Origin of the sequence: Pseudomonas phoenicis (assembly GCF_047302395.1) — a bacterium.
Taxonomy (GTDB): domain Bacteria; phylum Pseudomonadota; class Gammaproteobacteria; order Pseudomonadales; family Pseudomonadaceae; genus Aquipseudomonas.
The window spans coordinates 486,172-511,399 of the sequence record NZ_CP154852.1 but is presented as its reverse complement, the minus strand read 5'-3'; the positions used below and the strand labels follow the sequence as shown (position 1 = coordinate 511,399).

Genomic DNA, 25,228 nt, shown 5'->3' with positions numbered 1-25,228 from the left:
TGGGGTCAGAACGGGGCAGGGCACTCGAAGCTCAAGCGCTCGCCGCTTCGCGGGTGGGTGAAGCGCAGCAGGCTGGCGTGCAGGCACAGGCGCTCATGGGCGGCCAGTGCTTCGGGGTTGGCGTACAGCCGGTCGCCCAGCAACGGATGGCCGATCGACAACATGTGCACGCGCAGCTGGTGCGAACGGCCGGTGATGGGCGTCAGCTCGACGCGGCAATGATCGGCATGGCGCTCCAGCACGCGCCAGAAGGTGAGGGCGTGCTTGCCTTGCTCGTGGTCCACGACGTGGCGCGGTTTGGTCGGTGGGTCGTAGCGCAGCGGCAGGTCGATGCTGCCGCTGTCCAGCGTCGGCTGGCCCCAGCACAGCGCGGTGTAGGCCTTCTCCGTTTCACGGTCGTGGAACTGCCGCGACAGTTCGCGGTGGCTGTCGGCATCGCGGGCCAGCAGGATGATGCCGGAGGTTTCCCAGTCCAGCCGATGCACGATCAATGCGTCGGGGTAGCCGTTTTCCTGCAGGCGGGTGATCAGGCAATCCTTGTTGTCGTCGGCGCGACCGGGCACCGACAGCAGCAGGGTGGGTTTGTTGATCACCAGGACGGCGGCGTCTTCGTGGAGGATCTGGACGTTCGACAGCGGCATTGCGGGCTCTCGGCAGAGGCCAACGGGCGTTGGCAGAGGGCGGAAACGGAAGGGGAGCGGCGCGGCGTCTCCCCGGTCAGCTCGCCACTATACCCGTTATGGGACGGCCCGTATGGGACGACCCGTATGGGACGACCCGTATGGGGCCATGGCTACTGCCGGGGCGACGCCGGGCCGCTCCCCTCGAGGTGCGATCAGCGTTCGGGCAGGGTGATGTTGAGTTCGAGAATCGAACAGTTGCCCTGGTTCTCCAGAGCCACCTGCACATCGTCGCTGCCGATGTTGACGTATTTGCGGATCACCTCGACCAGCTCTTGTTGCAAGGCTGGCAGGTAGTCCGGGGTACTGCGCTGACCGCGCTCGTGCGCCACGATGATCTGTAGACGCTCTTTCGCTACCGACGCGCTGGTGGTTTTCTGCCTGCCACGAAAGAAGTCAAAAAGGTTCATGGTTTATTTGCCTCCGAACAGACGCGCGAAGAATCCCTGCTTCGGCGCTTCGATGAACCTCAAAGGCTTTTCTTTGCCAAGGAGACGGTCGACAGTATCGCTGTAAGCCTGGCCGGCATCGCTCTGGTCGTCGAGGATGACCGGACTGCCGCTGTTGGAAGCCTTGAGCACGGCCTGGGACTCAGGAATTACACCTTTGAGTTTTATCGAGAGGATTTCCTCGACGTCGGCCACGCTGAGCATCTCGCCCTTCTCCACGCGCTCCGGATGGTAGCGGGTGATCAGCAAGTGTTCCTTGATCGGCTCTTCGCCGTTTTCCGAGCGCCGCGATTTGCTCGAAAGCAGTCCTAACATGCGGTCGGAGTCGCGCACCGAAGAGACTTCAGGGTTGGTCACCACGATAGCTTCGTCAGCGAAGTACATCGCCAGATGCGCACCCTTTTCGATGCCGGCGGGTGAGTCGCAGATCACGTAGTCGAAGGTTTCTTTCAACTCGTTGAGCACACGCTCGACGCCTTCCTGGGTCAGGGCATCCTTGTCGCGGGTCTGACTCGCGGCGAGGATGAACAGGTTTTCAAGGCGTTTGTCCTTGATCAGTGCCTGCTGCAGGTTGGCCTCATTGTTGACCACATTGACGAAGTCATACACCACGCGGCGCTCGCAGCCCATGATCAGGTCGAGGTTGCGCAGGCCGACGTCGAAGTCGACGATGACGGTCTTGTGTCCACGCATCGCGAGGCCGGTACCGATGGCGGCGCTGGTGGTGGTCTTCCCCACACCCCCTTTGCCGGAAGTCACCACGATAATTTTGGACAAGGTATCTCACCTCTAAATGAAGGGGACAGGGGTCCCGGCAAATACAGAAAATGGCAACGATGAATAAGTTGCTATATAGGGTGTTCGTTAAAATGCGGGCAAGTATCGATCAAAGACGGGTGATGTTCAACACATCTCCACTGAGGCTGACTTGCACGCCCGAACCCCACAGAGGATCGCGGCGCAAGTCTTCGGAAACGCGGTATTGACCGGCGATGGAAACCATCTCGGCGGTCATCTGCTGGCAGAAGATACGGGCGCGGGTATTGCCTTTGATGCCGGCCAACGCCCGGCCGCGCATGGCGCCGTACACATGGATGTTGCCATCGGCGAGAAGTTCCGCACCCGGACTGACCGAGGTGGTGACCACCAGGTCGCCGCCCTGGGCATAGATCTGCTGACCGCCCCGTACGGGCGCGGTGATGATGCGCGTGGCGCGTATTTCAGGTTCCAGCGTCACGACCACGGGTGGCGGTTCGGGTTTCTTCACTTCCGGTTCCGGCTCGATCGGCCGTTCGCGGGCGCCCGAAGGCGGCAGCACCGGCAGGTCGATGGCGATGGCCGCAGCGATGTCTTCGATGCGGTTGGCGCGCAGGGCCAGGGTGCGCAGGCCGTGGTGGCGGCAGATGCGCATCAGGGCCGGCAGGTCGAGCGGGCCGGCGTTGGCGGGCAACTTGTCCAGCGCCAACACCAGTGGCGTGTTGCTGAAGAAGTTCGGCGCCAAGGCCACTTTCGCCGCCAATTGCCGGTCGAGTGCATCCAGGTCGTTGCGCGCCAGTTCCAGCACGGTGATGGCCAGCATGCTGCCCTTTAGCTGGAAGGCGGCGGAGGTGTCGGGGGTCTGGTTCAGGCTCATGGTCTGCATAGACGGCTTGTTACGGAAAAAGTGCCCTGACTTATAGCGAGAAACCGCGATGGGCCGCAACCGGTGGCAAAGGTTGTAGAATGCCCGGCCTTCGTCTTGCCGGAAGCTGTAATGGATCGTCCGCGTTTTCGTACCGCATTTCTTCATCCCAGGTTCTGGGCTTTGTGGCTGGGTCTTGGCGTGCTGTGGCTGGTCGTGCAGTTGCCCTATGGGGCGCTACTGGCTATCGGCCGGGCGCTGGGCGCGGTCATGTACCGCGTGGCCGGCGAGCGTCGGCGCATCGCCGCGCGCAACCTGGAGCTGTGCTTTCCACAGTATTCGAACGACGAGCGGCAGCGCCTGCTCAAGGAAAATTTCGCCTCCACCGGCATCGCCTTCTTCGAAATGGCCATGAGCTGGTGGTGGCCCAAGGCGCGCCTGGCCAGACTTGCGCACATCGAGGGTCTGGAACATCTGCAGGCGGCGCAGCGCGACGGCCAGGGCGCGATCCTCATGGCCGTACATTTCACCACCCTGGAAATCGGCGCCGCCTTGCTGGGCCAGGAGCACACCATCGACGGCATGTACCGCGAGCATGGCAACCCGGTGTTCGATTTCATCCAGCGCAGCGGCCGCGAGCGGCATAACCTCGATTCGCTGGCAGTGGAGCGCGAAGACGTACGCGGCATGCTCAAGCTGCTGCGTGCCGGGCGTGCCATCTGGTATGCCCCCGACCAGGACTACGGCACCAAGCAGAGTCTGTTCGTGCCGTTGTTCGGGATTCCTGCCGCCACGGTCACCGCCACCACCAAATTCGCACGTCTGGGCAAGGCGCGGGTGATTCCCTTCACCCAGCGGCGTCTGGCCGATGGCAGTGGCTATCGATTGGTGGTGCACCCGCCGCTGGCGGATTTCCCGGGAGAAAGCGAAGAGGCCGATTGCCTGCGCATCAACCAGTGGGTGGAAGGCGTGCTGCGCGAATGCCCGGAGCAATACCTGTGGGCGCACCGGCGCTTCAAGTCGCGACCACAAGGGGCGGCGCCGTTGTACGAGAAACGCAAGAAACGCTGAGCGTCCAGGGCGCGATGCAGGACCCGCATCGGCAGAAGAGAGGTGGCCTGCTGGCCAGATACCGGGGAGCGCATCGCGCTCCCCGGTCTGCTTTGGGGCGGGTTATTCGGCGATCTGCAGTTTGCGCGATTGGGTGTACACGTAGCGCACCTTCTCGTATTCGAACGGCGAATTGAGCTGGCCGTAGCGGAAGTTGGTGTTGTAGCGCCTGTCCACCGCGCGCAGCGCGAAGATCTCCGGATGGCGGCTGGATTCCTCGGGCACGTTCATGTAGTTGATCGACTGCTCGCCGGCGTAGTCGACCACCAGCCCCGTGGTGTCGCGCAGGTTGGACGGGCCGAAGATCGGCAACATGATGTAAGGCCCATCGTGCACGCCATAGAAGCCCAAGGTCTGGCCGAAGTCTTCGCTCTGGCGCGGCAGGCCCATCTTGGTCGCCGGGTCCCACAGGCCGCCCACACCGATGATGGTGTTGAACATCAATCGCGCGGTGATCTGCCCGGCGCGCTCGCCCTTGAGCTGCAGTACGCTGTTGAACAGGTTCGACACATCGCCCAGGTTGTTGAAGAAATTGGTCACGCCGGTGCGCACGAAGTGCGGCGTCACGTAGCGGTAGCCATCCACGGCCGGCAACAGCACCCACTGGTCGAAACGGTAGTTGAAGTGGTAGATGCGCCGGTTGATCGATTCCAGCGGGTCGTAGATGTTCAGCGCCGTCAGGGTCGAGCGCTCGAACTCGCGCTGGTTCAGGCCGGGGTTGAACTTGAGCTCGCTCAGCGGGTTGAGAAAACCGTCCGGGCCGGGCGTGAGCACGTGCTGCGGCGTATCGAGCACATCGGCCTCGACCACGCTGGTGCGTGGCGCGACTTCGGCGGCCTGGACGGAGCTGGCGAGCAGCAGGGCAGTGACGATCAGCAGTCGATTAACCACGGAAGAACTCCAGCATGGCGTCGCTGTTGACGCGGTAGTTGAGGTTGCCGCAATGGCCGCCGTGCGGATAGAGGGTCAGGCGGTCGCCGAAGACCTTGCGCAGGAAGCCGATGTCGCCTGGGCCGAGGATGACGTCGTCGGCATTGTGCATCACCGCCACTTTCGGCGTGTTGTGCAGGTAGTCGGCCAGTGCGTACAGGCTCACCTGGTCGACCAGCTGCGGCAGGCTGTTGCCATCGCTGCGGGCGCGCCACATGGGAATCACCTGCTCGTTGAGGTAGCACTCGAAGTCGCATTGCAACGCGCGTTTGAAGAACGGCGTCAGGCTGGTGCCTTCGGTGATCGGGTACTTGGGCGGAATGATCAGGCCGCGGCGGTTGATCAGGTCGGAGGTGAAGGCGATGTCGGCCGCCGAGAAGCGGAACGAGGTGCCGATCAGCATGGCCATCTGTTCGTTGGACAGGTGCTGGCGCGAGTTCTGGAAGTCGTAGAGCAGCGCCTCGTTGAGGTCGACGAAGCCTTTCTCCTGGAAGTAGCGGGTGAGCTTTTCCAGCATCAGTTCGTAGAAGGTGGTGCTGCGGTCGATGCCTTTGACGCGGGTCTGCACCAGCTTGTCGAGGTTGTTGACCGAGGTGAGCAAGTTGACCGGCGGGTTGAGCAGCAGCACTTTCTTGAAATTGAAGCTGCGCCGGGTTTCGTCCAGACGGCTGACGAAGGCCGCGTCCAGGGCACCGAGGCTGTAGCCGGTGAGGTTGAAGCTGGTCACCGGCAGGCGTGGATGCTGGGCACGCACCGCCTGCATCACACGGTACAGGTCTTCGGCGTCTTCCTGGCTGACGCCGGGGGTGGCGAAGCGCGAGGCGGCGCTCATGAAGTCCCAGCTGGTGGGCGAAGACAGCTGCACCACGTGGTAGCCGGCCTGGTAGTAAAGCTTTTTCAGGTATTCGTTGATGCTCGAGTAATAGGGTGCACCCGTGCCGGCGATGATGAAGATCAGCGGCGCCGCGTGGTCCTGGCGGGCGATACGGTACTTGAGTTTTTTCACCGACCAGAAGTTGTCGGGCAGGGTGAAGGCGCGCTCGGGGCGCAGGTTGAGGCTGTAGTCCTTCTGATCGATGTCCTCGTCGCTGGGCAGCGTTGGACGGTCTTCAGGCGGCGTGGTGGCGATGGTCGCCTCGAAAGGGTTGGTCAGCGGATAGCCATAGCTGGCCGCGTCTATGTCCCGCGCCGAGGCGGCCGCAGCCAGGAGCGAGCCGCACAGCAAGGCGGCGAGGCGCAATGATCGAAGCATCAGGGGTTCCCCAGGAAGAGCAGCAAGACGGTACGTGCAGTAGGACAGTCGTGCCATGAGCAAAGTTGCCGAGGGGCGCTACTGTTTATTGCGCCGCTTATTGCCGTGAAGGCCGTTGCGCCGACCATTGACGCGGCGGTGGCTATTTTAGGGCAATATGGGCCGCCTGCCGCTGGCCGTATTTGTAGCGATTATGTAAACCGGCCTCGTTTCCCTGGTGATTCTCTGGAGCGCTGCATGTCACGTGGCACCTTGCTGGTAAGCGTCGTGTTGGCCTTGGGCGCGCTGTTGGCGGCCAGCTACGGTGTGCGCTACGCGCTGATGGAGGACGCGCGCTGGGTCGGCGCCTGCACCGGCGGTGCCGGGCCTTGGCAGTGCCAGGTGCGGGCCGGGCTGGGCTTGCTGATCCATTTCAAGGCGATCGCCGGTGCAGCGCTGGCCTTCGCGCTGCTGGCGCAGGTGCTGGGCGGTCGCAGCGGGCGCGTGTCGGCGCTGCTGGCGTTGCTCTTCGGCGTGCCGGCGCTGGTGCTGTACAGCGCCAGCCTGGCGGTGTTCGCCGTGGTCCTGGGCGGCCTACGCCTGGTGCGCGGGCGCGCCTGAAACCGGCAGCCTGGCACTGTGTTGCAGGCCGCGACGCCGACAGCGCAGCAGTGCCACGGCCATCGCCAGGCTCACCCCGGCCCAGCCCCAGGCCTGGGCGCTGTGCAGGCCCTCCTGGTACAACTGCGGCAGTATGCCCAGGCCGACGATGGCTGCCAGCAAAGCGCATTCGCGTGGCGACGCGGCCAGCGGGCGCAGCAGCAGGACCAGCGCCGGCAGTGCCAACGCGGCCGTCGGGAAACTGCGGTAGCGCGGCTCGAACACCATCTCCAGCATGCTCACCGCCGCAGCGAAACCTGCCGCCAGCACCAGCCAGCGGCCCATGCCCTGCAACCGTGCGAACAGCGTCGCACGCCAGCCATGGCGCTGACTCAAGGCCAGCGCAGCGTGCACCGTCAGCACCGCGCTGAGCAGCGCCAGCGACACGGCCCACACCCACTCACCGGCAAACCGCGCGTGGGTGCGTGTGAGTTCGCCCCACAGGCCCAGGCTGCCTGCGCCGAACGCCGCCAGCAGCGGCAGGCCCAGCGCTGCCCTCCAGTCGCGCGGACGTCCGGCGATCAGCAAGGTCGCCAGCATCAGTACGCCGCTGGCCAGCCACCATTGCGGCCACAAGGCCAGGTTGCTCACCGGCCCTTCGAGCACGCCCTTGTCCTGGCGGTCGGCGTCGTACAAGCCCCAGTACCCGCCCACCGCGCCCTCGCTCGCGCGTTTCCACGGTTGGTCGAAGGCTTCGATGAGGTTGTAGCGCCAGCCGCCGGCCTCGGCCTGCGCGACAAAGCCACGCACGAATCGCGCTTCATTGACCCGGCTGGGCAGGGCGGTCTCGCGCTGGCGCCCTTCGCTGGGCCAGCCGGTCTCGCCGATCAGGATGGGCTTGGGCGCGAACTGCTCGACGAAGCGCTGGTGGATGCGGGCGACGTGCCGCAGCGCGTCGTCGATGTCGCGTGGCTGGTCTTCCCAATAAGGCAGCAGGTGGAGGGTGAGAAAATCCACCGCCGGGGCGATCTGCGGATGCTGCAACCAGAACTCCCAGACATCGGCATAGGTCACCGGCACCGACACCTCGCGTTTGACCTGGCCGATCAGATCGGCCAGGGCGCTGCCGGTGATCTCCTTGCGCAGCAGCGCCTCGTTGCCGACGATCACCGCCGTGACCACATAGGGGTTGGCGTTGGCCGCTTCGATCAACAGCCGCACCTCGCGGGCGGTGTCGACCGGGTTGGCATTGACCCAGGCGCCGAGCATCACCTTCAGGCCGTGTTTGCGCGCCAATGCGGGAATTGCCTGCAAACCGGTCATGGAATAGGTGCGGATGCACTCGAATCGCTCAGCCAGCAGCGCCAGGTCGGCGTCCATGCGCGCGGGGCGCAACTGGAACGGCTGGTCGAACGGCGATTGGTCCTTGTCGAACGGCGTGTAGGAAGCGCATTGCAGCTTGTGCGTCGGCCCTGCCGCATCGGCCAGCACCGCCGGCTGGCCCAGGCCGTGCCACGCGGCGCCCAGGCCCAGCAGGACGAGCATGCAGACGAGCGCATAGAGCGGCATGGGCAAACGGGCAGGGCTGGGCATCGGGCGGTCCATCGTCGAAAGCGGGGCGGGTGGCATGACGGCGAAGGCAGGTGGGCGCTGCACACGAGGTGCTTACCGACGCAGGCTTGACCTTTGGCCAAGTGATAGTAGCCCGTCGTCGAGCCTTTGCCATGCAAGGATCGCGCAGGGCCGCGTAAGCGAATGGCGCTAATGGCCAAGTGCTGTCGCTGAGGACGTGTTGAGGGTCGCAGCTGGAGCAGGTCGACCCGCCACAGCGGTTGATGATGAACCCTCAAACAAGACCTGACGCGGGGATGCTTTGATGAAGATGCGACGTTTGCTGGGTGTGGGTTCGGCCCTGGTACTGGCCATGGGTGCTACGCACGCGATGGCCAAGGAAGTGAGCATCGGTTACGTGGACGGGTGGGCCGACAGCGTCGCCACCACCAACGTGGCCGCCGAAGTGATCAAGCAGAAGCTGGGCTATGACGTCAAACTCCAGGCAGTCGCCACGGGGATCATGTGGCAGGGCGTGGCCACCGGCAAGCTCGACGCGATGCTGTCGGCCTGGCTGCCGGTGACCCACGGCGATTACTGGGCCAAGAACAAGGACAAAGTGGTCGACTACGGCGCCAACTTCAAGGACGCCAAGATCGGCCTGATCGTCCCCGACTACGTCAAGGCCAACAGCATCGCCGACCTCAAGACCGACGAGAGCTTCAAGCAGAAGATCGTCGGCATCGACGCCGGTGCCGGTGTGATGATCAAGGCCGAACAGGCGATCAAGGACTACGACCTGACCGGTTACAAGCTCCAGGCCAGCTCCGGCGCCGCCATGACTTCCGAGCTGGGCCGCGCCTACGCCAAGAAGGATTCCATCGCCGTCACCGGTTGGGTGCCGCACTGGATGTTCGCCAAGTGGAAACTCAAGTTCCTCGAAGACCCCAAAGGCGTGTTCGGCGAAGCCGAAACCGTCAACAGCATCGGCAGCAAGCAACTGGCGAGCAAGGCGCCGGAAGTGGCCGAATTCCTCAAGAACTTCTCTTGGCAGTCCAAGGACGAGATCGGCGAAGTCATGCTGGCCATCCAAGAGGGCGCCAAGCCCGAAGCCGCCGCCAAGGACTGGGTCGCCAAACACCCTGAGCGCGTGAAGGAATGGACCGGCAAGTGATCCTCACCGTGTAGAGCAAGGGGCTGGTCGGCGCAGTGGCCAGCCTCTTCAGGCGTCGAGCGCGTCACCGAAGACCGCGCGCAAATGCGCCCGGTAACTGTCGAATGCGGCGATCGCCCCCTTCACTGCCTGCGCGTCCCCTGCCTCTGACAACACCTGCCCATCGACCTGTTCGACGAACGCACGCCAGTGCAAGGCGCGGCCTTGCGGGTGCGGCGCGAGATGGCGAGCACCAAACGCCGCGTCGAGCCCCAACTGTTGGGTCTGCTTGAACAGGAACGCCGCGCCCAGGTTCGAGCCTTCGCTGCAATACAGCCAGCCCAGCGCCTCGGGCGCCTCCACGACAACCTGCGCCGGCACGGACGGCAGGCTCAGGCCCAGATCGTTCATGTCTGCCTGTACGGCGTTGAAGCGCGACAACTGCGCCAGCCCCGGCAGCCAGCGGTTGAGGGTCGTGTCCTGGTACAACCCCACTAGACTGCCGTGAAAGCCATATTGCAGACGCAGGAAGCGCGCATAGCGTTCGCGGTCGGCGAACGGCCGCGCCGCCATCACCAAGGCATCGACGGTGTCGTGGTCACGGCTGCTGGCCAGTTTCAGGCGCTGGCAACGGCCTTGGGGGGCAGGCGAAGAGGGCATCGAAGGCATCCGTAGGCGAGAGCGAGTGCGGGCGGTAGCGCAGGCAGTTGACTGTCCATGGCGCGTTTCGATCCGCTCGGGCTGTGTTCTGACGGCCATCGTTGCACGGCGGTCACTGGGCGCTGCGGGAATCTTGACCGGGCTATGCGGTCTGGGCTGTGAACGTCACCGGGTTCAGACAGCGGCGGGGCGATTGCCCCAAGCCGGGCACGACGGTGATATTCTTCCACCCCACGCGGCCATGCGCGTCGCCCCTATGGACAGCAACCGGTTCTATTCATGAAGAAATCAGTAGGCATTCTCTGCGGTCTGGCCGTCGCCATCGCCGCCGTCACCGTCGCCGGCGCCTGGTACACCGGCAAACAGCTCCCCGCCGAGCTGGAGCGCTCGATCGCGCGCACCAACACCGAGTTCAAGAACGCTGCGGCCGGTACCGGCGGCACTTTGACCGCCGAGCTGGTCTCGCTCGATCGCCACTTCTTCAGCAGTGACGCGCGCTACCGCATCAGTGCCAAGAACCTGTGGCTGGGCGGGCAGAGCGAGCCGATCAATTTCGACGTGGCGATCGACGACCACATCGAGCATGGGCCATTCCCCTGGTCGCGGGTCAAGTCGTTCAAACTGCTGCCGGTCATGGCGGTCAGCAACAGCGCCCTGGTCAAGGACGAACAGACCGCCGCCCTGTTCGACGCCGCCGGCGGCCAGTCGCCGCTGACCGGACAGGTCAGCCTGGGCTACGGCGGTGGCATCGACAGCCTGCTGCACGCGGCGCCGATGAAAGTCGCCCAGGACGACGGCGGCAGTGTCGATTTCTCCGGCATGCGCCTGCAGGTCGAAGGCGACCGCGATGGTAATGCTGTGAAGATCCACGGCACCGCCGACCGTCTGCAGGTCAAGATCGTGGGCGACCGCCCGCCGGCGACCCTGGTGTTCGACGGCTTCAAGATCGGCGGCGACCTGACCAAGACCGACCACGAGATGGTCTACGTCGGCAAGCTCGACCTGTTCCTGTCGCAGTTGCAGGCCACCCTGGGGCCGAAGCAGGACGTGCTGCTGCTCAAAGGGCTGGAGCAGAACAACCTCTACAGCCTGGAAGGCAAGGACCGCCTGGGCGGGCGTCTGGAGTACAAGGTTTCGGACATCACCTACGCCGACCGCGCCGTCGGCAGCGGGCAGATGGTGTTCAACTTCCGCTCCGTCGACATCCCGGCCATGCGCGCGCTGACCGAGTGGTACCAGACCAAGCTGCCGCAGGTGCAGCAGGCCGCTGCCGAAGGGCAGCCAGTGCCGTCGTTCGAGATGACCGACGCCGAGCGTGCCCAGGTCCAGGCCAACCTGCAGAAGCTGCTGGCCGCCAAGCCCCGGGCCGAGATCGAAGACCTGTCGTTCAAGACGGCCCGTGGCACCAGCCAGTTCAAGTTGGCCATGGACTTCACCAATCCGACCTCCTTCGACCTGCCGCCCGACCAACTGGGCAAGCAACTGGTCGCCTTGGTGGACGGCAAGTTGACCTTGTCCAAGCCCATGGTCGGTGACCTCGCCACCTTGCAGGCATTGCTCGACGGGCAGACTGACGCCCAGGCCATCGCCCAGCAATCGAGCCAGGCCGGCGAGATGCTCGGCGTCATGGCGCTGCAAAGCGGCCTGGCCACGGTGCAGGGCGAAGACGTGGTGTCGTCGCTGCATTACGCCGACGGCACGGTGGACTTCAACGGCAAGAAGATGCCGGTCGAACAGTTCCTCATGATGCTGGCGTCGATGGTGCCGCAACGCTGACGGCCTTCGGCCCTGCCCGGTGCGCGGATAGGGCCGGGCAGCCGTGCGATGGCGCGATGCCCATGGCATCGGAACGGCCCCGCAGCGTTGCTCGACCCACCGCTCGGTGGGTTGCGCAGAGGCCCGATCGGGCCTCTGTCAACCGCACGGACCGGCCGGGTCCAACGGGCTGCAACGCACGCAACAACCCCCCTTTCGCGTCAGCAGAAATATCGCTTTTGCATTGATCCGATTCTCTGTAGCCTTCGGCGTCCATAACAATCCGGGCCCGCAAATGGGCCGTGACGGCGCGCCTCAGCAGCCGTCCGGCACCGCTAGCCGATTTGCCAGGGCCGGGTGCTACTCTCGACTGACGCGCACACGCGCCCGCAGGTCCAGCGATCATGACCCAGATTTCCGAACGTCTCCTGGTTCAAGCCCATCTTGATGCCAAGCAGCCCCAGCCCCTGACGCCCGAGCAGCAGGCCGACCACCGCGCCGCCATCGCCGCCGAGCTCAAGGCGCAGAACGCCGTGCTGGTGGCCCATTTCTATTGCGATCCGGTGATCCAGGCGCTGGCCGAGGAAACCGGCGGCTGCGTGTCCGACTCCTTGGAAATGGCACGCTTCGGCCGCGACCACGATGCCGACACGGTCATCGTCGCCGGGGTGCGTTTCATGGGCGAGACGGCGAAGATTCTCACACCGCACAAGCGCATCCTCATGCCCACCCTGGAAGCGACCTGCTCGCTTGACCTGGGCTGCCCGGTCGAAGCCTTCTCGGCGTTCTGCGACCAGCATCCGGAGCGCACGGTGGTGGTCTACGCCAACACCTCGGCCGCTGTGAAGGCGCGCGCCGACTGGGTGGTGACCTCCAGCTGCGCGCTGGAAATCGTCGAAACCCTGATGGACAACGGCGAAACCATCCTCTGGGGGCCGGACCAGCACCTGGGGCGCTACATCCAGAAGCAGACCGGCGCCGACATGCTGCTGTGGGACGGCGCCTGCATCGTGCACGAGGAGTTCAAATCGCGGCAGTTGGCCGACATGAAGGCGCTGTACCCGGATGCGGCGATCCTGGTGCACCCCGAGTCGCCCGAGTCGGTCATCGACCTCGCCGATGCGGTCGGTTCCACCAGCCAGTTGATCAAGGCCGCGCAGACCCTGCCGAACACGACCTTCATCGTCGCCACCGATCGCGGCATCTTCTACAAGATGCAGCAGCTGTGCCCGGACAAGGTCTTCATCGAAGCGCCCACCGCCGGTAACGGCGCGGCGTGTCGCAGCTGTGCGCATTGCCCGTGGATGGCGATGAACACCCTGGAGCGCACACTCGATTGCCTGCGCACCGGCAGCAACGAGATCAGCGTCGATGCGGCGCTGATTCCGCGCGCGGTGAAACCGTTGCAACGCATGCTCGATTTCACCCAGGCGGCGCGGCTCAAGCTGTCGGGCAACGCTTGAGCGCCAGGGGTCGCGGTAAAGGATAGGGGAGGGCATCGCGGGCGCTGCGTGGGGCTCGCTCGCTGCCGAGGCGGTCTGCCCGAGGCGGCCTGTCCGAGACGATCTGTCCGAGACGATCTGCGGCTATTTCGCACAGAAGATGAGGTCCCGCAGGGCAGCCTCGACCGCCCTCGCGTGGCGCTGAAGCGTTACCCCTCTTAGCGCATCATGTCCTTGACCATCCGCTGCTGCTCCATGATTTCCCGCTGGCGCTGGTCGATCAACGACGCCAGCGGGAAGTTGCTGCCCGCGCGGCGCTTGGCGAAATCCAACTGCTGGATGGCTTGGTCGAAGTCGCCGACCAACGTGAAGTATTCCGCCCGCGCCCGGTGCAAGCCCACGGTGTTACCCGACAGCCCACGTACTTCGGCCACTTCGTACCAGACGTCCGGGTCTTCGGGGCGATCTTTCAACAGACTGTCCAGCACCTTTTCCGCCTCGGCTGGCTTGCCCTGCTTGATCAACAGGTCGGCGCGCACCTGGTTGAGCGGGTAGTTGCCCGGATACAGGCCTTGCAGGCGGTCGATACGCTGCTGGGCGTCGGCCAGGCGGTTGTTGGTGATCTCCAGATCGATCTGCGCCAGGTTGTAGCTGATGTCGTTGGGCGCCTTGGCCAGCAAGGGCTTGAGGTTGGCACGCGCTTCATTGAGCTGCCCACCGCGGATCTGCGCCAGGGCCAGGCCGTAGCGGGCGGCGTCGAGGGTCGGGTCTTCGTCGAGCTGGGCGCGGAAGCGTTTGGCCGCCAGGCCCGGCGTGCCTTCGTAGGTAAGCGCCACGCGCGCGCGGATCAACTGATAGCGCAGGCTGTCTTCGACGCCGCCCTTGGGCGCCTGCTCGGCACGGTTGCGGGTGTCGGCGATCCGCGATTCGGTGACCGGGTGGGTCAGCAGGAACTCCGGCGGCTTGCCGTCGTAACGGTACTGACGCGCCAGACGTTCGAACATGGTGGGCATGTTGCGCGGATCATAGCCGGCCTTTTCCAGGTTGAGGATGCCGATCCGGTCGGCCTCCTGCTCGTTCTGCCGGGAAAAGCGCCGCTGCTCCTGGATGGCGGCGGCCTGACTGCCGGCGATCAGGCCGATGCCGGCATCGCCGCCACCGCCGGCGGCCAGCACGATTCCGGCCAGCAGTGCGGCCATCATCGGCAACTGCATGCGCTGCTGCGCCTCGACGCCGCGGGCGAAGTGGCGCTGCGACAAGTGCGCCAGTTCGTGGGCCAGCACCGAGACGTACTCGCCTTCGGTCTGGGCATTGAGGAACAGCCCACCGTTGACCCCGACGATTCCGCCGGGCGCGGCGAAGGCGTTGAGTTCACGGCTGTCGATGAGGATGAATTCCAGGCGCCGGTCCTGCAACTGGCTGGTCTCGGCCAGGCGATAGACGCTGGTCTCGACGTAGTCCTTGAGCTGCGGGTCGTTGAGCTGCTTGACGTTACCGCGCAACAGGCTTAGCCATGCCCGACCCAGGTCGTGCTCCTGCTTGGGCGAGACGATCGAGGAGCTGGCATCGCCCAGCGACGGCAGGTCGTCGGCATGGCCGGGCACGGCCAGCAGGCAGGCCAGCGCCAGCAGGGTAGGGCGCAGTGGATTCATGGGTGCAGCTCGCGTCGGTAAAAGACGCCTACTGTAGCCGGCTCACACGCCACCGACCAGTGGCGCTATCCTAGCGGCCCCTCTACCCAGCCTGCGGAGCCACCCATGACCGAATCCCTCACCTGCGCCGCCGAAGTCGACGCCAGTGGCCTGAACTGCCCGCTGCCATTGCTCAAGGCAAAAATGGCGCTCAATGGCCTGGACAGCGGCGCGCTGCTCAAGGTGATCGCCACCGATGCGGGCTCGCAACGTGACTTCCACACCTTCGCCCGCCTCTCAGGTCATGCCCTGGTCGACGAGCGCATCGACGGCGGCGTGTACACCTACTGGCTGCGCAAGGCCTGAGCCTCTCAAGGATTTTCAATGTTCAACGTGCTTCGCGGCTGGATCCAGCGTTACTTCTCCGACGAGCAGGCCGTGGTGCTGGCGGTGCTGCTGGTGCTGGCCTTCACCCTGGTCCTGACTCTCGGCGGCATGCTGGCGCCGGTATTGGCGGGGCTGGTGCTGGCGTTTCTGATGCAGGGGCTGGTCAACACCCTGGAGCGCTTCAAGGTGCCGACCCGGGTCGCGGTGGGGGTGGTGTTCACCCTGTTCCTCGGCGCCTTGGCCGCGTTCCTGCTGATTCTGGTGCCGCTGCTCTGGCATCAGTTGATCACCTTGTTCAACGAGCTGCCGGGCATGCTCGGCAAGTGGCAGTCGCTACTGTTGCTGCTGCCCGAGCGCTACCCGCACCTGGTGTCCGACGAGCAGGTGCTGCGCGCCATCGAATCGGTGCGTGGCGAGATCGGCAAGTTCGGACAGTGGGCGCTGACCTTTTCCCTGTCGAGCCTGCCGCTGCTGGTCAGCGCGATGATCTACCTGGTGCTGGTGCCGATCCTGGTGTTCTTCTTCCTCAAGGACCGCGAGGTAATCGCGCGTTGGGTGTCGGGCTACCTGCCGCGAGAGCGCACGCTGCTCAACCGGGTGGGCGACGAGATGAACCGGCAGATCGCCAACTACATTCGCGGCAAGGGCATCGAGATCCTGATCTGCGGCATCGCCACCTACATCGCCTTCATCAGCCTGGGGCTGAACTACGCCGCCTTGCTGGCGTTGCTGGTGGGGTTGTCGGTGGTGGTGCCCTACGTGGGGGCGGTGGTGGTGACCGTGCCGGTGACCCTGATCGCGCTGTTCCAGTGGGGCTGGGGCGACCAGTTCATCTACCTGATGGCGGTGTACGCGATCATCCAGGCGCTCGATGGCAACGTGCTGGTGCCGCTGCTGTTCTCCGAAGCGGTCAGCCTGCACCCGGTGGCGATCATCTGTGCAGTGCTGTTGTTCGGCGGGTTGTGGGGGTTCTGGGGAATCTTCTTCGCCATTCCGTTGGCGACCCTGTGCAAGGCCGTGCTCGACGCCTGGCCCCGGCAGGAACCGCCTGTGGCACCGCTGTTGTAGGCATCGGGTAGGCCGGCGGGAAGGTCGGCTTGCCGACCCCCGCGGTCGTCAGGGCATGCTCAGCCTTGGTGCAGGCTCTGCGCGGCAGCGAGTACCGCGTCGACGTGCCCCGGCACCTTCACCCCGCGCCATTCCTGGCGCAGCACGCCTTCGCGGTCGATCAGGAAGGTGCTGCGGTCCACGCCCAGGTATTCCTTGCCGTAGAGCTTCTTCAACTTGATCACGTCGAACAGTTGGCACAGCGCTTCGTCCTTGTCGCTGATCAGCTCGAAGGTGAAGCCCTGCTTGGTCTTGAAGTTCTCGTGGGACTTCAAGCCGTCGCGCGACACGCCGAAGACCACCGTGTTGGCCGCTTCGAACGCCGCCAACTGGTCGCGGAAACCCTGGCCCTGGGTGGTGCAGCCCGGCGTGCTGTCCTTGGGGTAGAAGTACAGCACCACCTGGCGACCCTTGAGCGCGGCCAGTTCGATGACCTGGCCGCTGGTGGCCTGGGCTTGGAAGTTGGGTACGGCCTGGTCGAGTGCGACGCTCATGCTGGAGTCCTCAAACAGGGTTCTGCGGGCGCCAAGGCTCGATCAGCGCATCGAGGTTCAAGGCATCGGCGAAGTCCAGGAACTGATCGCGCAGCCAGCTGATTTGCGTGCCGGCCGGCAGGATCACGGTGAACTGCGCGTTGAGCATGCTGCTGCCGGTCTGCGGAGCGAGATAGGTGTCGCAGGTCATGGCATCGAGCTCGACACGGTGGTCGAGGAAGAACTGGCACAGCTCGTTGATGATGTCGGGGCGATAGGCGGCGCTGACATAGGCTACATAGGGCAGGGCCTGGGGGCGCACTTCCTGCTCGGCGCTACGCACCACGTCGATGGTCATGCCGTGCTTCTTGGCAAGGCCGGGCAGGGTGCTTTCCAGGCGCGCCAGGGCGTCCCAGTTGCCGCCGACCTGCAAGACCAGGGCACTGGTCTCGCCGTGGCGCGACAGGCGCGAGGTGACCACCGCGCAGCGGTTGTCGAACGCGGCGCGGCTCAGGATGTTGGCCAGTTCCATGGGGTTTGGCCCCAAGGCGCTGATGACGAGAAATTGTTCGCGAACGGTTGGGGTGGACATGCAGCATTCCTAAAGCGATGAGTGGTCGGTGCGCAGGCCGGTGGCTACCGACTTCCAGGCGTTGCCCGAAGGGGTGCGAACGGACGTCGAACGGCGTTGGCGGCCGAGTGGACCGTACGCTGCCGAGCAAAGAGCGCAGGGTAGCGAAATCCTGCCGCCAGGGGAATGCTCCACCCGCCAGCTTCGCTTGTACAAGGCCGAAGGCGCCAGTACCATTACCGCTCTCTTTTTCCGGCAGGAGCAGTTACATGATTGCGGGCAGTATGGTGGCATTGGTCACTCCCATGGATGCACACGGGCGTCTGGATTGGGACAGCCTCGGCAAACTTGTAGACTTCCACCTGGAAAAAGGCACCCACGCAATCGTCGCCGTCGGCACCACCGGCGAGTCGGCCACCCTGAGCGTGGACGAGCACATCAAGGTCATCGAGTTCGTCGTCAAGCGCGTCGAAGGGCGCATCCCCGTGATTGCCGGCACGGGCGCCAACTCCACCAGCGAAGCGGTCCACCTGACCCAGAACGCCAAGAATGCCGGTGCCGACGCCTGCCTGCTGGTCGTGCCGTACTACAACAAGCCCACCCAAGAGGGCCTGTACCAGCACTTCAAGCACATCGCCGAATCGGTCGACATCCCGCAGATCCTCTACAACGTGCCCGGCCGCACCGCCTGCGACATGCAGGCCGAAACGGTGATCCGCCTGTCCAGCGTGCCGAACATCATCGGCATCAAGGAAGCCACCGGTGACCTGACCCGGGCCAAGGCCATCCTCGAAGGCGTGCCTGCCGACTTCCTCGTGCTCTCGGGCGATGATCCGACCGCAGTCGAGCTGATCCTGCTCGGCGGCAAAGGCAACATCTCGGTCACCGCCAACGTGGCCCCACGGCAAATGGCCGACCTTTGCGAAGCGGCCCTCGCCGGCGATGCCGACAAGGCCCGCGCCATCCACGAAACGCTCCTGCCGCTGCACAAGCACCTGTTCTGCGAAGCCAACCCGATTCCGGTGAAATGGGCGCTGGTGGAAATGGGCCTGATGCAGCAAGGCATCCGCCTGCCGCTGACCTGGCTCAGCGCAGGTTGTCACGAACAAGTCCGTACTGCCTTGCGCCAGTCCGGCGTACTGGTTTAATCGAGGAAGTACACCGCATGAAGCGATTGGCTGGTTTATCCGCCCTTGCATTGATCATTTCCAGCACCAGCGGTTGCGGCTGGCTGTGGGGCGACGAAGGTTATTTCCGGGATCGCGGCAGCGACTACCTGCAAGCGCAGACCACTGCGCCCATGCAGTTGCCGCAAGACGCCACCAGCGTCAAACGCCTCGACCCGCTGCTGCCGATCCCGCGCAACATCGCCGACGAAGGTGCCAAGACCGAATTCGAAGTGCCGCGTCCGCAGCCGCTCAATGGCGTTGCCAACGCCAGCGAATACAGCCTGCAGCGCAGTGGCAACAGCCGTTGGGTACTGGCCCAGCGCGCGCCCGCCGAAGTCTGGCCGGTGGCCCGGCAGTTCTTCGAAGACAATGGCTTCCGCATCGCCGAAGAGCGTCCGCAGACCGGTGAATTCAACACCACCTGGCAGCGCTTCGACGAGTTGTCCGCCTCGCTCGGCCAGCGTCTGGCCAGCTCCGCCAGCAGCGGCGACAGCCAGGTGCGCGTTCGCGTGCGCATCGAGCCGGGCGTGCAGCGCAACTCCAGCGAAGTCTACATCGCCAGCATCGAGCGGCCGGCCGGCAGCACTGCCGAGGGCGAATTCCCGTCCAACAGCACCAACACCGGCGTCGACGCGCTGCTGGTCGACGAAATGCTCGCCAGCATGAGCCGCAGCGCCGAGAAAGGCGGCTCGGTCTCGCTGCTCGCCGAGCGCGATTTCGATACCCCCAGCCGCGTGACGCTGAGCGAAGACGGCAGCGGCAACCCGGTGCTGTTCGTGGGCTCGGACCTGGACCGCGCCTGGTCGGGCGTCGGTCGTTCGCTGGAGCAGGGCCAATGGCGTGTCGAGGACATCAACCGCAGCCTGGGCCTGTACTACATCAACCTGTCGGAAAAACCCGAAGACAAGCAGAGCAAGCCTGGCTTCTTCGGCCGTTTGTTCGGCAGCGAGGCCACCGAGCAAGAACGCGAAGCCCGCGCCGAGCGCTATCAGGTGCGCCTGAGCAAGGTCGGCGATAACGTGCAGGTCACGGTCGAGAAGAACATCAACACCGTGGCCCCGGCCGATGTCGCCCGCCGCGTGTTGAGCGCCATCCAGGACAACCTGGGCTAAGTGCGCTTCGCGGTCCTCGGAAGCGGCAGCCAAGGGAACGGCACGCTGGTCGCCAGTGATGACACCTTCATCCTGGTCGACTGCGGGTTTTCCCTGCGTGAAACCGAGCGGCGCCTGGCGCTGCTCGGCGTCGCGGCCTCACAACTGAGCGCCGTGCTGGTCACCCACGAACATGCCGACCACGTGCATGGCGTCGGGCTGCTGGCGCGGCGTTATGGCATTCCGGTCTACCTCAGCCAAGGCACCCTGCGCGGGTTGCGCAAGCCGGTCGAAGTGGCGGGTTTTCTGGGCTGTGGCGACAGCCTGAGCATCGGTGGCCTCACGGTCAGCGCGGTGCGTGTCGAGCATGATGCTCATGAGCCCTTGCAGTACGTGATCAGCGACGGCACACGCCGCTTCGGCATGCTGACCGACCTGGGCAGCTACGACGCCCGTCTGCTGGAGCACTACCGCGAACTCGACGCCTTGCTGATCGAGGCCAACCACTGTCGCGACCTGCTCGCCCGTGGTCATTACCCGATGTTCCTCAAGCGCCGCGTCGGCGGCAGCCAGGGGCACTTGAACAACCACCAGGCCGCGAACCTGGTGGCCGAGCTGGGCTGGAGCACCCTGCAGCACCTGGTGCTGGCCCACCTCAGCAGCAAGAACAACTTGCCACAGCTGGCGCTCCAGTGCTTCGTCGACACCCTCGGGTGCGACCCGGACTGGCTCCAGGTGGCTAACCAGGACACCGGGCTCGACTGGCGCCACATCGCCTAGCCCACCCACACTGCAAGCGGAGCCCCCCATGGAAAAACGCGACGAACTCTACCGCGGCAAGGCCAAATCGGTTTACCAGACCGATGACGCCGACCGCCTGATCCTGTTGTTCCGCAACGACACCTCGGCCTTCGACGGCAAGCGCATCGAGCAGCTCGATCGCAAGGGCATGGTCAATAACAAGTTCAACGCCTTCATCATGCAGAAGCTCGAAGCGGCAGGCGTGCCGACGCAGTTCGACAAGCTCCTGGGCGACAACGAGTGCCTGGTCAAGAAGCTAGACATGATTCCGGTCGAGTGCGTGGTGCGCAACTACGCCGCCGGTAGCCTGGTCAAGCGCCTGGGTGTGGAGGAGGGCATTAAGCTCGAGCCGTCCACCTTCGAGCTGTTCCTGAAGAACGACGAGAAGGGCGATCCGTTCATCAACGAATCCCACGTCGTCGCTTTCGGTTGGGGCACCGCCGAGCAATTGGTGGAAATGAAGAAGCTGTCGCTCAAGGTCAACGAAGTGCTGACCCAGCTGTTCGACGAGGCCGGCCTGTTGCTGGTCGACTTCAAGCTGGAGTTCGGCGTGTTCCACGGCCAGATCGTGCTGGGCGACGAGTTCAGCCCCGACGGCTGCCGTCTGTGGGACAAGCAGACCCGCGAGAAGATGGACAAGGACCGCTTCCGCCAGGGTCTGGGCGGCGTGATCGAAGCCTACGAAGAAGTCGCCAAGCGCCTGGGCGTGCCGCTGTAAGCGGGACGTTCACGCAAGCGTCTGATACCACGCGATTTTTTGCAGAAAAAGATTTGCCTTCCAGAAAATCGCTGGTATGATTCGCGCCACTGGAGAGATGCCGGAGTGGTCGAACGGGACGGATTCGAAATCCGTTGTACTGGCAACAGTACCTAGGGTTCAAATCCCTATCTCTCCGCCATATCGAAAAATCCCTGTAGATCCTGATCTACGGGGATTTTTTTCGTCTGCATTTCGAGCGTTCGGACTTCGCCGGTCATTGCGCGAACCTAGCGCTTTGCAGATCGACCAAGCGCCCGTCCAATGCAACTTGAGCATCATGCGGATGCGTATTTTGCAAGACCCGAAAAAGCCTTCCTGAAACACTACACACCCCCGTATTCATTGGGCTACAGCGCTACAGACCCGCCGATATATCCCAATGTTATCGATTAGGCGCCAATCGTTATTTTTCGCGTCTAAGCCACTCTGCGCATCCTCACCACCGCGCCGCACGTTCAAGCGGTCGCGTGATGAGGAGTATCCAAACAATGATGACGTTACCGTCTGCCAGCCGGGTGCGCGACGAGCCCCGCGCCAGTGTGCAGTCCGAGAGCGTGCGACGCAGCGGCGTGCCTGCTCGTGTGTGGCGTCGGCGGCCCGTACGTCCCGCCACCAGCCGCCGCGAAGGCTGGCTGCTCGGGGCCCTGGTCCTGGCGCTGCATGCGGCGTTGCTGTATTGGGCCTGGCAACGCCCGCTGCCGAGCCTGCCGGTGGTGCCACCGGAAATCCCTCCGATGACCATCGAGTTCGCCCAGCCGGCCCCACCGCCAGTGGTCGAACCGCCACCGCCCCCGCCGCCGCAACCGGTGGTGCAGCCTCCCGAGCCGCCGCCCCCGGTCGAGGACGAACTGGCCAGCAAGCCACCGCCCAAGCCCAAGCCCAAACCGGTGAAAAAGCAGCCACCGCCGCCCAAGCCCGTGCCCAAGCAGGAAGCCAAGCCGATACCGCCCGCGCCTACGCCACCGCCGAAGGCTGAGGCGCCGCCAGCGCCTCCCGCACCGCCAGCGCCCAAACCCGTCACACCGCCGTCGGCCAGTGCCGGTTACCTGAAGAACCCGGCACCCGAGTACCCCTCGTTGGCCCAACGCCGCAACTGGGAAGGCACGGTGCTGCTGCGTGTTCACGTTCTGGCCAGCGGCAAACCGGCCGAGATCCAGGTGCAGCAGAGCGCTGGGCACAAGCAGCTCGACGACGCGGCGCTGGCCGCGGTCAAGCGCTGGAGCTTCGCCCCGGCCAAGCAGGGCGATCAGGCGGTGGACGGCTGGGTGACGGTCCCGATCGATTTCAAGATTCGCTAAACGCACATCATTTTTCAGAGGACACAGAGCATGGCACTTATTTCCCCTACCGAATCCGTCGAAGGCGCGGTCATCTGGCTGCTGGTCGGCTTTTCCGTGGCCACCTGGGCCCTGGCGCTGATCAAGGCGGTGCAGTTCGGCCGCACCAAACGCCAGGACAAACGCTTCCTCAAGCAGTTCTGGGGCGCGCCTACCCTGGAAGCCGGTGGGCAGCTCGCCGAAACCCACGCCGGTACCGCAGCGCGGGTGGCCAGCAGTGGCTATGCCGCCATCGACGGCCACGACACCAGCGGGCCGAGCGATCTGGCCCACGCCATTAACCACCAGGATCGCCTCGAACGCGCCCTGCGCCAACAGATCGGCCGTGAACGGCGCTCGCTGGAAACCGGTCTGGCCGTGGTGGCCAGTATCGGCAGCACCTCGCCCTTCATCGGCCTGTTCGGCACGGTGTGGGGCATCATGGAAGCGCTCAAGGGCATCAGTGCCGCAGGTTCGGCCAGCCTGGAAACCGTGGCCGGTCCCATCGGTGCGGCGCTGGTGGCCACGGGTGTCGGTATCGCCGTCGCCGTACCGGCGGTGCTGGTGTACAACTATTTCCTGCGCGCGCTGAAGCTCAAGGCGGCGGACCTCGACGATTTCGCCCATGACTTCTACAGCCTGGCGCAGAAGAGCGCGTTCCGCCTGATCCCTGGCGGACGCAGCAAGGTTCCGACCCATCCAGCCGTGAAAGAGGTGGGTTGATATGGCCTTTTCGACTCAAGACAGCGACGAAGTGCTCAGCGAGATCAACGTCACGCCGCTGGTGGACGTGATGCTGGTGCTGCTGGTGGTGTTCATCGTCACCGCGCCGCTGCTGACCAATTCCATTCCCATCAACCTGCCCAAAACCGAGGCCGTGGCACCGGTCGAGAACAAAGACCCGCTGGTGGTGAGCATCGACGGCGAGGGCAAGTGGTTCATCAACAAGGATGCGATCGCACCCGAGCTGTTGCAGACCAACCTGGCTGCGGCCAAGGCCAAGGACCCGGACCTGCGCGTGCAACTGCAAGCCGACGATGGCGCTAACTACGGCCAGGTGGCCAAGGCCATGGCCTCGATCGAGAAGGCCGGGATCACCAAGCTGGCGGTGATCACGGCGCGCTGAAGCCGACGGCTGCAGGTATCGGCCCGAAACGTTCCAGCCAGTCTGTCCGCCTGGCCGCCACGGTAGGCGTCGTGGCGGCTTTAGCTGCGCCAGGCGAGCGGGGCATGCGCGGCAGGTCGGCATCATGCTGCGCAAGGTGGACCCCTTGGGCCGGCGTTGCCGGCCATCGCGGCTAAAGCCGCTCCTACAGAAGTTCGGAGCCTGTGTAGGAGCGGCCGGTTCGGCGTTCCGGTCAGCCGCGATGGGCCGCGAAGCGGCTCTATCCAGGCGCTGCATTGGTCCCTGGCTAGCGCATCCACCCTGGATAGTCTGAGTTGAGACCGTCGGGCCGGCTATGCCCGCAGCCAGGGGCGCTGCGCGTCGTCTCAAGCGCTCGGCCAGTTGTCCAGCACGCGCTCACGCACCGCCTGCGGATACCCCTGCTCGAACGACGCATGCGCCGGCCGGTCGTCGGGCAGTAGCGTGTCGAACACCACTTTCGGTCCACGCCGGGCCTGGTATTCCTCCTCCAGATAGCACTGCGGCAAACGCACGATGGGCTGGTTTTCGAACACGGCGCGGCGCCCGGTGGGGTGGGTGCGGGTGGCCAGTGCCCAGACCACGTCCTTGATCGAAGTAGGGTCGATGTCGTCGTCCACCAGATAGACGTTCGGCACGAACAGCATGGCGTCGGTGTTGAACAGCACCTCGCCCACACGCCGCGCGAATGCCTCGCTGTCGACCCCTGGCAAGCGTTCGCGCCAGTCGCGTGGGGCGACGGCGAGGAACCAGTGCACGGCAGCCGGCTCCGGTGCCCAGCTTGTCGGCGGTGATGCGCCCGGTCGGATGGTGCAGCACGATCTTCTGGCCATAGTCGACCGTGGTGATCACCGTGTCTTCGTACAGCGACACGTTCTCCGGCAGGCTGTCGGCCAGGCCCTTCACCAGGGCCGAAGGTTGCACGAGCATGGTGCCGGGGGTGTACAGCGCCTTGCGGTAGAACGAGGTGCCGATGTGGTCCTTGAGTTCGTTGCCTTCGATCAGTTCGACCTTCTCGCCCAGCGCTTCCAGGCCGCCCCGGTAAGCGTTGAGCACCGCGATGCCTTTGTCTTCGATGGCGGCCTGGTACTTGCCGGAGTGGCGCAGGTGCGCATCGACGATGTTGTGCTGCTCGACCAGGTCGCGAAGGATGCCTTGGCCGCGCTGGTTGAGGTGCAGGATGTTCTTGGCGTTGGCCTTGTCGCCGATGTAGTCGGGGGCGCCGATGTCGTGGGGCACGTCGATCAGGAAACCGGCGTTGCGCCCCGAGGTACCGAAGCCGACCTGCTGGGCTTCGACCAGGATCACACGGTCCTGCGGGAAGTTCAGGGCCAGCTGGCGCGCGGCCGCCAGGCCAGTGAAGCCACCGCCGACCACTACCCAAGGCGCCTGGGCGTCACCGAGCAGCGGCGCCTTGGGCTGACGCACACGGCTGGTGTGGAACCAGCCCGGGGAGGCGTCGTCGCGCGGCAACGCGTCGACCCGCACCAGCGAGGCCGGATCGGCGGGAATGCCGTCGTCGAGCAGCGCGGCGGCGCCACCTGCCGCGACTACGCCGGCGCCAACGCCGGCCCCAATCAATACTTTCCTGCGTGT

At 64.8% G+C, this 25,228-nt stretch carries 26 protein-coding genes and 1 tRNA gene; 15 read left to right on the top strand and 12 right to left on the bottom strand.

Annotated elements, in window-relative coordinates; all coding sequences use genetic code 11:
* Positions 1 to 5: 5 nt before the first annotated feature.
* From AA0Z93_RS02470 to minC, 4 genes are all read right to left on the bottom strand, one after another.
* On the bottom strand, positions 6 to 641 hold the full coding sequence (locus tag AA0Z93_RS02470) for an RluA family pseudouridine synthase (RefSeq protein WP_413046541.1): 636 nt from the start codon (positions 639 to 641) through the stop codon (positions 6 to 8).
* 194 nt (positions 642 to 835) lie between these two features.
* The gene (gene minE, locus AA0Z93_RS02465; protein WP_296265080.1) at positions 836 to 1,090 is read right to left on the bottom strand and encodes a cell division topological specificity factor MinE; all 255 of its coding nucleotides are present in this window, start codon (positions 1,088 to 1,090) and stop codon (positions 836 to 838) included.
* 3 nt (positions 1,091 to 1,093) lie between these two features.
* Positions 1,094 to 1,906: a septum site-determining protein MinD gene (gene minD / locus AA0Z93_RS02460; protein ID WP_413046542.1), complete on the bottom strand. Its 813-nt coding sequence runs from the start codon at positions 1,904 to 1,906 to the stop codon at positions 1,094 to 1,096.
* Between the two features lie 109 nt (positions 1,907 to 2,015).
* A complete protein-coding gene (gene minC, locus AA0Z93_RS02455) occupies positions 2,016 to 2,771 on the bottom strand; it encodes a septum site-determining protein MinC (protein ID WP_413046543.1) in 756 nt (251 codons plus the stop codon).
* A gap of 111 nt (positions 2,772 to 2,882) precedes the next feature.
* Here minC and AA0Z93_RS02450 point away from each other — a divergent pair, with 111 nt between their 5' ends.
* On the top strand, positions 2,883 to 3,821 hold the full coding sequence (locus AA0Z93_RS02450; protein WP_413046544.1) for a lipid A biosynthesis lauroyl acyltransferase: 939 nt from the start codon (positions 2,883 to 2,885) through the stop codon (positions 3,819 to 3,821).
* A 102-nt stretch (positions 3,822 to 3,923) separates the two neighbouring features.
* Here AA0Z93_RS02450 and AA0Z93_RS02445 read toward each other — a convergent pair whose 3' ends face one another.
* On the bottom strand, positions 3,924 to 4,751 hold the full coding sequence (locus tag AA0Z93_RS02445; protein ID WP_413046545.1) for a VacJ family lipoprotein: 828 nt from the start codon (positions 4,749 to 4,751) through the stop codon (positions 3,924 to 3,926).
* A complete protein-coding gene (locus AA0Z93_RS02440; protein WP_296265088.1) occupies positions 4,744 to 6,042 on the bottom strand; it encodes a serine/threonine protein kinase in 1,299 nt (432 codons plus the stop codon). The genes AA0Z93_RS02445 and AA0Z93_RS02440 overlap by 8 nt, the downstream gene beginning before the upstream one ends.
* Positions 6,043 to 6,279: 237 nt before the next feature.
* Here AA0Z93_RS02440 and AA0Z93_RS02435 point away from each other — a divergent pair, with 237 nt between their 5' ends.
* Positions 6,280 to 6,642 (top strand): hypothetical protein, encoded by a 363-nt coding sequence (locus tag AA0Z93_RS02435; RefSeq protein ID WP_413046546.1) that lies wholly within the window; start codon positions 6,280 to 6,282, stop codon positions 6,640 to 6,642.
* On the opposite strand, the gene AA0Z93_RS02430 is transcribed toward AA0Z93_RS02435, so the two are convergent.
* Positions 6,616 to 8,226 carry a beta (1-6) glucans synthase gene (locus AA0Z93_RS02430; RefSeq protein ID WP_413048363.1) on the bottom strand — a complete coding sequence of 537 codons (1,611 nt, stop codon included), beginning with the start codon at positions 8,224 to 8,226 and terminating at the stop codon, positions 6,616 to 6,618. The two genes, AA0Z93_RS02435 and AA0Z93_RS02430, sit on opposite strands and share 27 nt — an antisense overlap.
* 271 nt (positions 8,227 to 8,497) lie before the next feature.
* Between AA0Z93_RS02430 and AA0Z93_RS02425 the strand changes: the two genes are divergently transcribed.
* Entirely contained in the window at positions 8,498 to 9,346 is an 849-nt protein-coding gene (locus AA0Z93_RS02425) for a glycine betaine ABC transporter substrate-binding protein (RefSeq protein WP_413046547.1), read from the top strand.
* A 48-nt stretch (positions 9,347 to 9,394) separates the two neighbouring features.
* Here the strand turns inward: AA0Z93_RS02425 and AA0Z93_RS02420 are convergent, their stop codons facing one another.
* The gene (locus tag AA0Z93_RS02420; protein ID WP_413046548.1) at positions 9,395 to 9,994 is read right to left on the bottom strand and encodes a biliverdin-producing heme oxygenase; all 600 of its coding nucleotides are present in this window, start codon (positions 9,992 to 9,994) and stop codon (positions 9,395 to 9,397) included.
* A 270-nt stretch (positions 9,995 to 10,264) separates the two neighbouring features.
* Here AA0Z93_RS02420 and AA0Z93_RS02415 point away from each other — a divergent pair, with 270 nt between their 5' ends.
* Both AA0Z93_RS02415 and nadA read left to right on the top strand, forming a co-directional pair.
* Positions 10,265 to 11,761 (top strand): YdgA family protein, encoded by a 1,497-nt coding sequence (locus AA0Z93_RS02415; protein ID WP_413046549.1) that lies wholly within the window; start codon positions 10,265 to 10,267, stop codon positions 11,759 to 11,761.
* A 383-nt stretch (positions 11,762 to 12,144) separates the two neighbouring features.
* Complete coding sequence (gene nadA / locus AA0Z93_RS02410; protein ID WP_413046550.1) at positions 12,145 to 13,203, top strand: quinolinate synthase NadA; 1,059 nt, start codon at positions 12,145 to 12,147, stop codon at positions 13,201 to 13,203.
* Positions 13,204 to 13,400: 197 nt separating this feature from the next.
* On the opposite strand, the gene AA0Z93_RS02405 is transcribed toward nadA, so the two are convergent.
* The gene (locus AA0Z93_RS02405) at positions 13,401 to 14,834 is read right to left on the bottom strand and encodes a M48 family metalloprotease (protein ID WP_413046551.1); all 1,434 of its coding nucleotides are present in this window, start codon (positions 14,832 to 14,834) and stop codon (positions 13,401 to 13,403) included.
* Between the two features lie 105 nt (positions 14,835 to 14,939).
* On the opposite strand from AA0Z93_RS02405, the gene AA0Z93_RS02400 reads away from it, so the two are divergent.
* Complete coding sequence (locus tag AA0Z93_RS02400) at positions 14,940 to 15,179, top strand: sulfurtransferase TusA family protein (protein ID WP_413046552.1); 240 nt, start codon at positions 14,940 to 14,942, stop codon at positions 15,177 to 15,179.
* An 18-nt stretch (positions 15,180 to 15,197) separates the two neighbouring features.
* Complete coding sequence (locus AA0Z93_RS02395) at positions 15,198 to 16,268, top strand: AI-2E family transporter (RefSeq protein WP_413046553.1); 1,071 nt, start codon at positions 15,198 to 15,200, stop codon at positions 16,266 to 16,268.
* A 59-nt stretch (positions 16,269 to 16,327) separates the two neighbouring features.
* Here AA0Z93_RS02395 and AA0Z93_RS02390 read toward each other — a convergent pair whose 3' ends face one another.
* A complete protein-coding gene (locus AA0Z93_RS02390) occupies positions 16,328 to 16,801 on the bottom strand; it encodes a peroxiredoxin (RefSeq protein ID WP_413046554.1) in 474 nt (157 codons plus the stop codon).
* Positions 16,802 to 16,811: 10 nt separating this feature from the next.
* The gene (locus AA0Z93_RS02385; RefSeq protein WP_038412467.1) at positions 16,812 to 17,372 is read right to left on the bottom strand and encodes a glycine cleavage system protein R; all 561 of its coding nucleotides are present in this window, start codon (positions 17,370 to 17,372) and stop codon (positions 16,812 to 16,814) included.
* A gap of 248 nt (positions 17,373 to 17,620) precedes the next feature.
* Between AA0Z93_RS02385 and dapA the strand changes: the two genes are divergently transcribed.
* The 8 genes from dapA to AA0Z93_RS02345 all read left to right on the top strand — a co-directional run bounded on the left by dapA (position 17,621) and on the right by AA0Z93_RS02345 (position 23,614).
* Entirely contained in the window at positions 17,621 to 18,499 is an 879-nt protein-coding gene (gene dapA, locus AA0Z93_RS02380) for a 4-hydroxy-tetrahydrodipicolinate synthase (RefSeq protein WP_413046555.1), read from the top strand.
* 17 nt (positions 18,500 to 18,516) lie between these two features.
* Complete coding sequence (gene bamC / locus AA0Z93_RS02375) at positions 18,517 to 19,632, top strand: outer membrane protein assembly factor BamC (protein ID WP_413046556.1); 1,116 nt, start codon at positions 18,517 to 18,519, stop codon at positions 19,630 to 19,632.
* Positions 19,633 to 20,391 (top strand): MBL fold metallo-hydrolase, encoded by a 759-nt coding sequence (locus AA0Z93_RS02370; protein WP_413046557.1) that lies wholly within the window; start codon positions 19,633 to 19,635, stop codon positions 20,389 to 20,391.
* A 28-nt stretch (positions 20,392 to 20,419) separates the two neighbouring features.
* Complete coding sequence (gene purC / locus AA0Z93_RS02365) at positions 20,420 to 21,130, top strand: phosphoribosylaminoimidazolesuccinocarboxamide synthase (protein ID WP_296265113.1); 711 nt, start codon at positions 20,420 to 20,422, stop codon at positions 21,128 to 21,130.
* Between the two features lie 91 nt (positions 21,131 to 21,221).
* Positions 21,222 to 21,311, top strand: a tRNA-Ser gene (locus AA0Z93_RS02360).
* A gap of 349 nt (positions 21,312 to 21,660) precedes the next feature.
* Entirely contained in the window at positions 21,661 to 22,470 is an 810-nt protein-coding gene (locus tag AA0Z93_RS02355) for an energy transducer TonB (RefSeq protein WP_413046558.1), read from the top strand.
* Between the two features lie 30 nt (positions 22,471 to 22,500).
* Positions 22,501 to 23,211 carry a MotA/TolQ/ExbB proton channel family protein gene (locus tag AA0Z93_RS02350; protein WP_413046559.1) on the top strand — a complete coding sequence of 237 codons (711 nt, stop codon included), beginning with the start codon at positions 22,501 to 22,503 and terminating at the stop codon, positions 23,209 to 23,211.
* Position 23,212: 1 nt separating this feature from the next.
* Positions 23,213 to 23,614, top strand: coding sequence for an ExbD/TolR family protein (locus tag AA0Z93_RS02345; protein WP_413046560.1), 402 nt, complete (start codon positions 23,213 to 23,215; stop codon positions 23,612 to 23,614).
* 396 nt (positions 23,615 to 24,010) lie between these two features.
* Here AA0Z93_RS02345 and AA0Z93_RS02340 read toward each other — a convergent pair whose 3' ends face one another.
* Positions 24,011 to 25,123 carry an NAD(P)/FAD-dependent oxidoreductase gene (locus AA0Z93_RS02340; protein ID WP_413048364.1) on the bottom strand — a complete coding sequence of 371 codons (1,113 nt, stop codon included), beginning with the start codon at positions 25,121 to 25,123 and terminating at the stop codon, positions 24,011 to 24,013.
* Between the last annotated feature and the right edge of the window lie 105 nt (positions 25,124 to 25,228).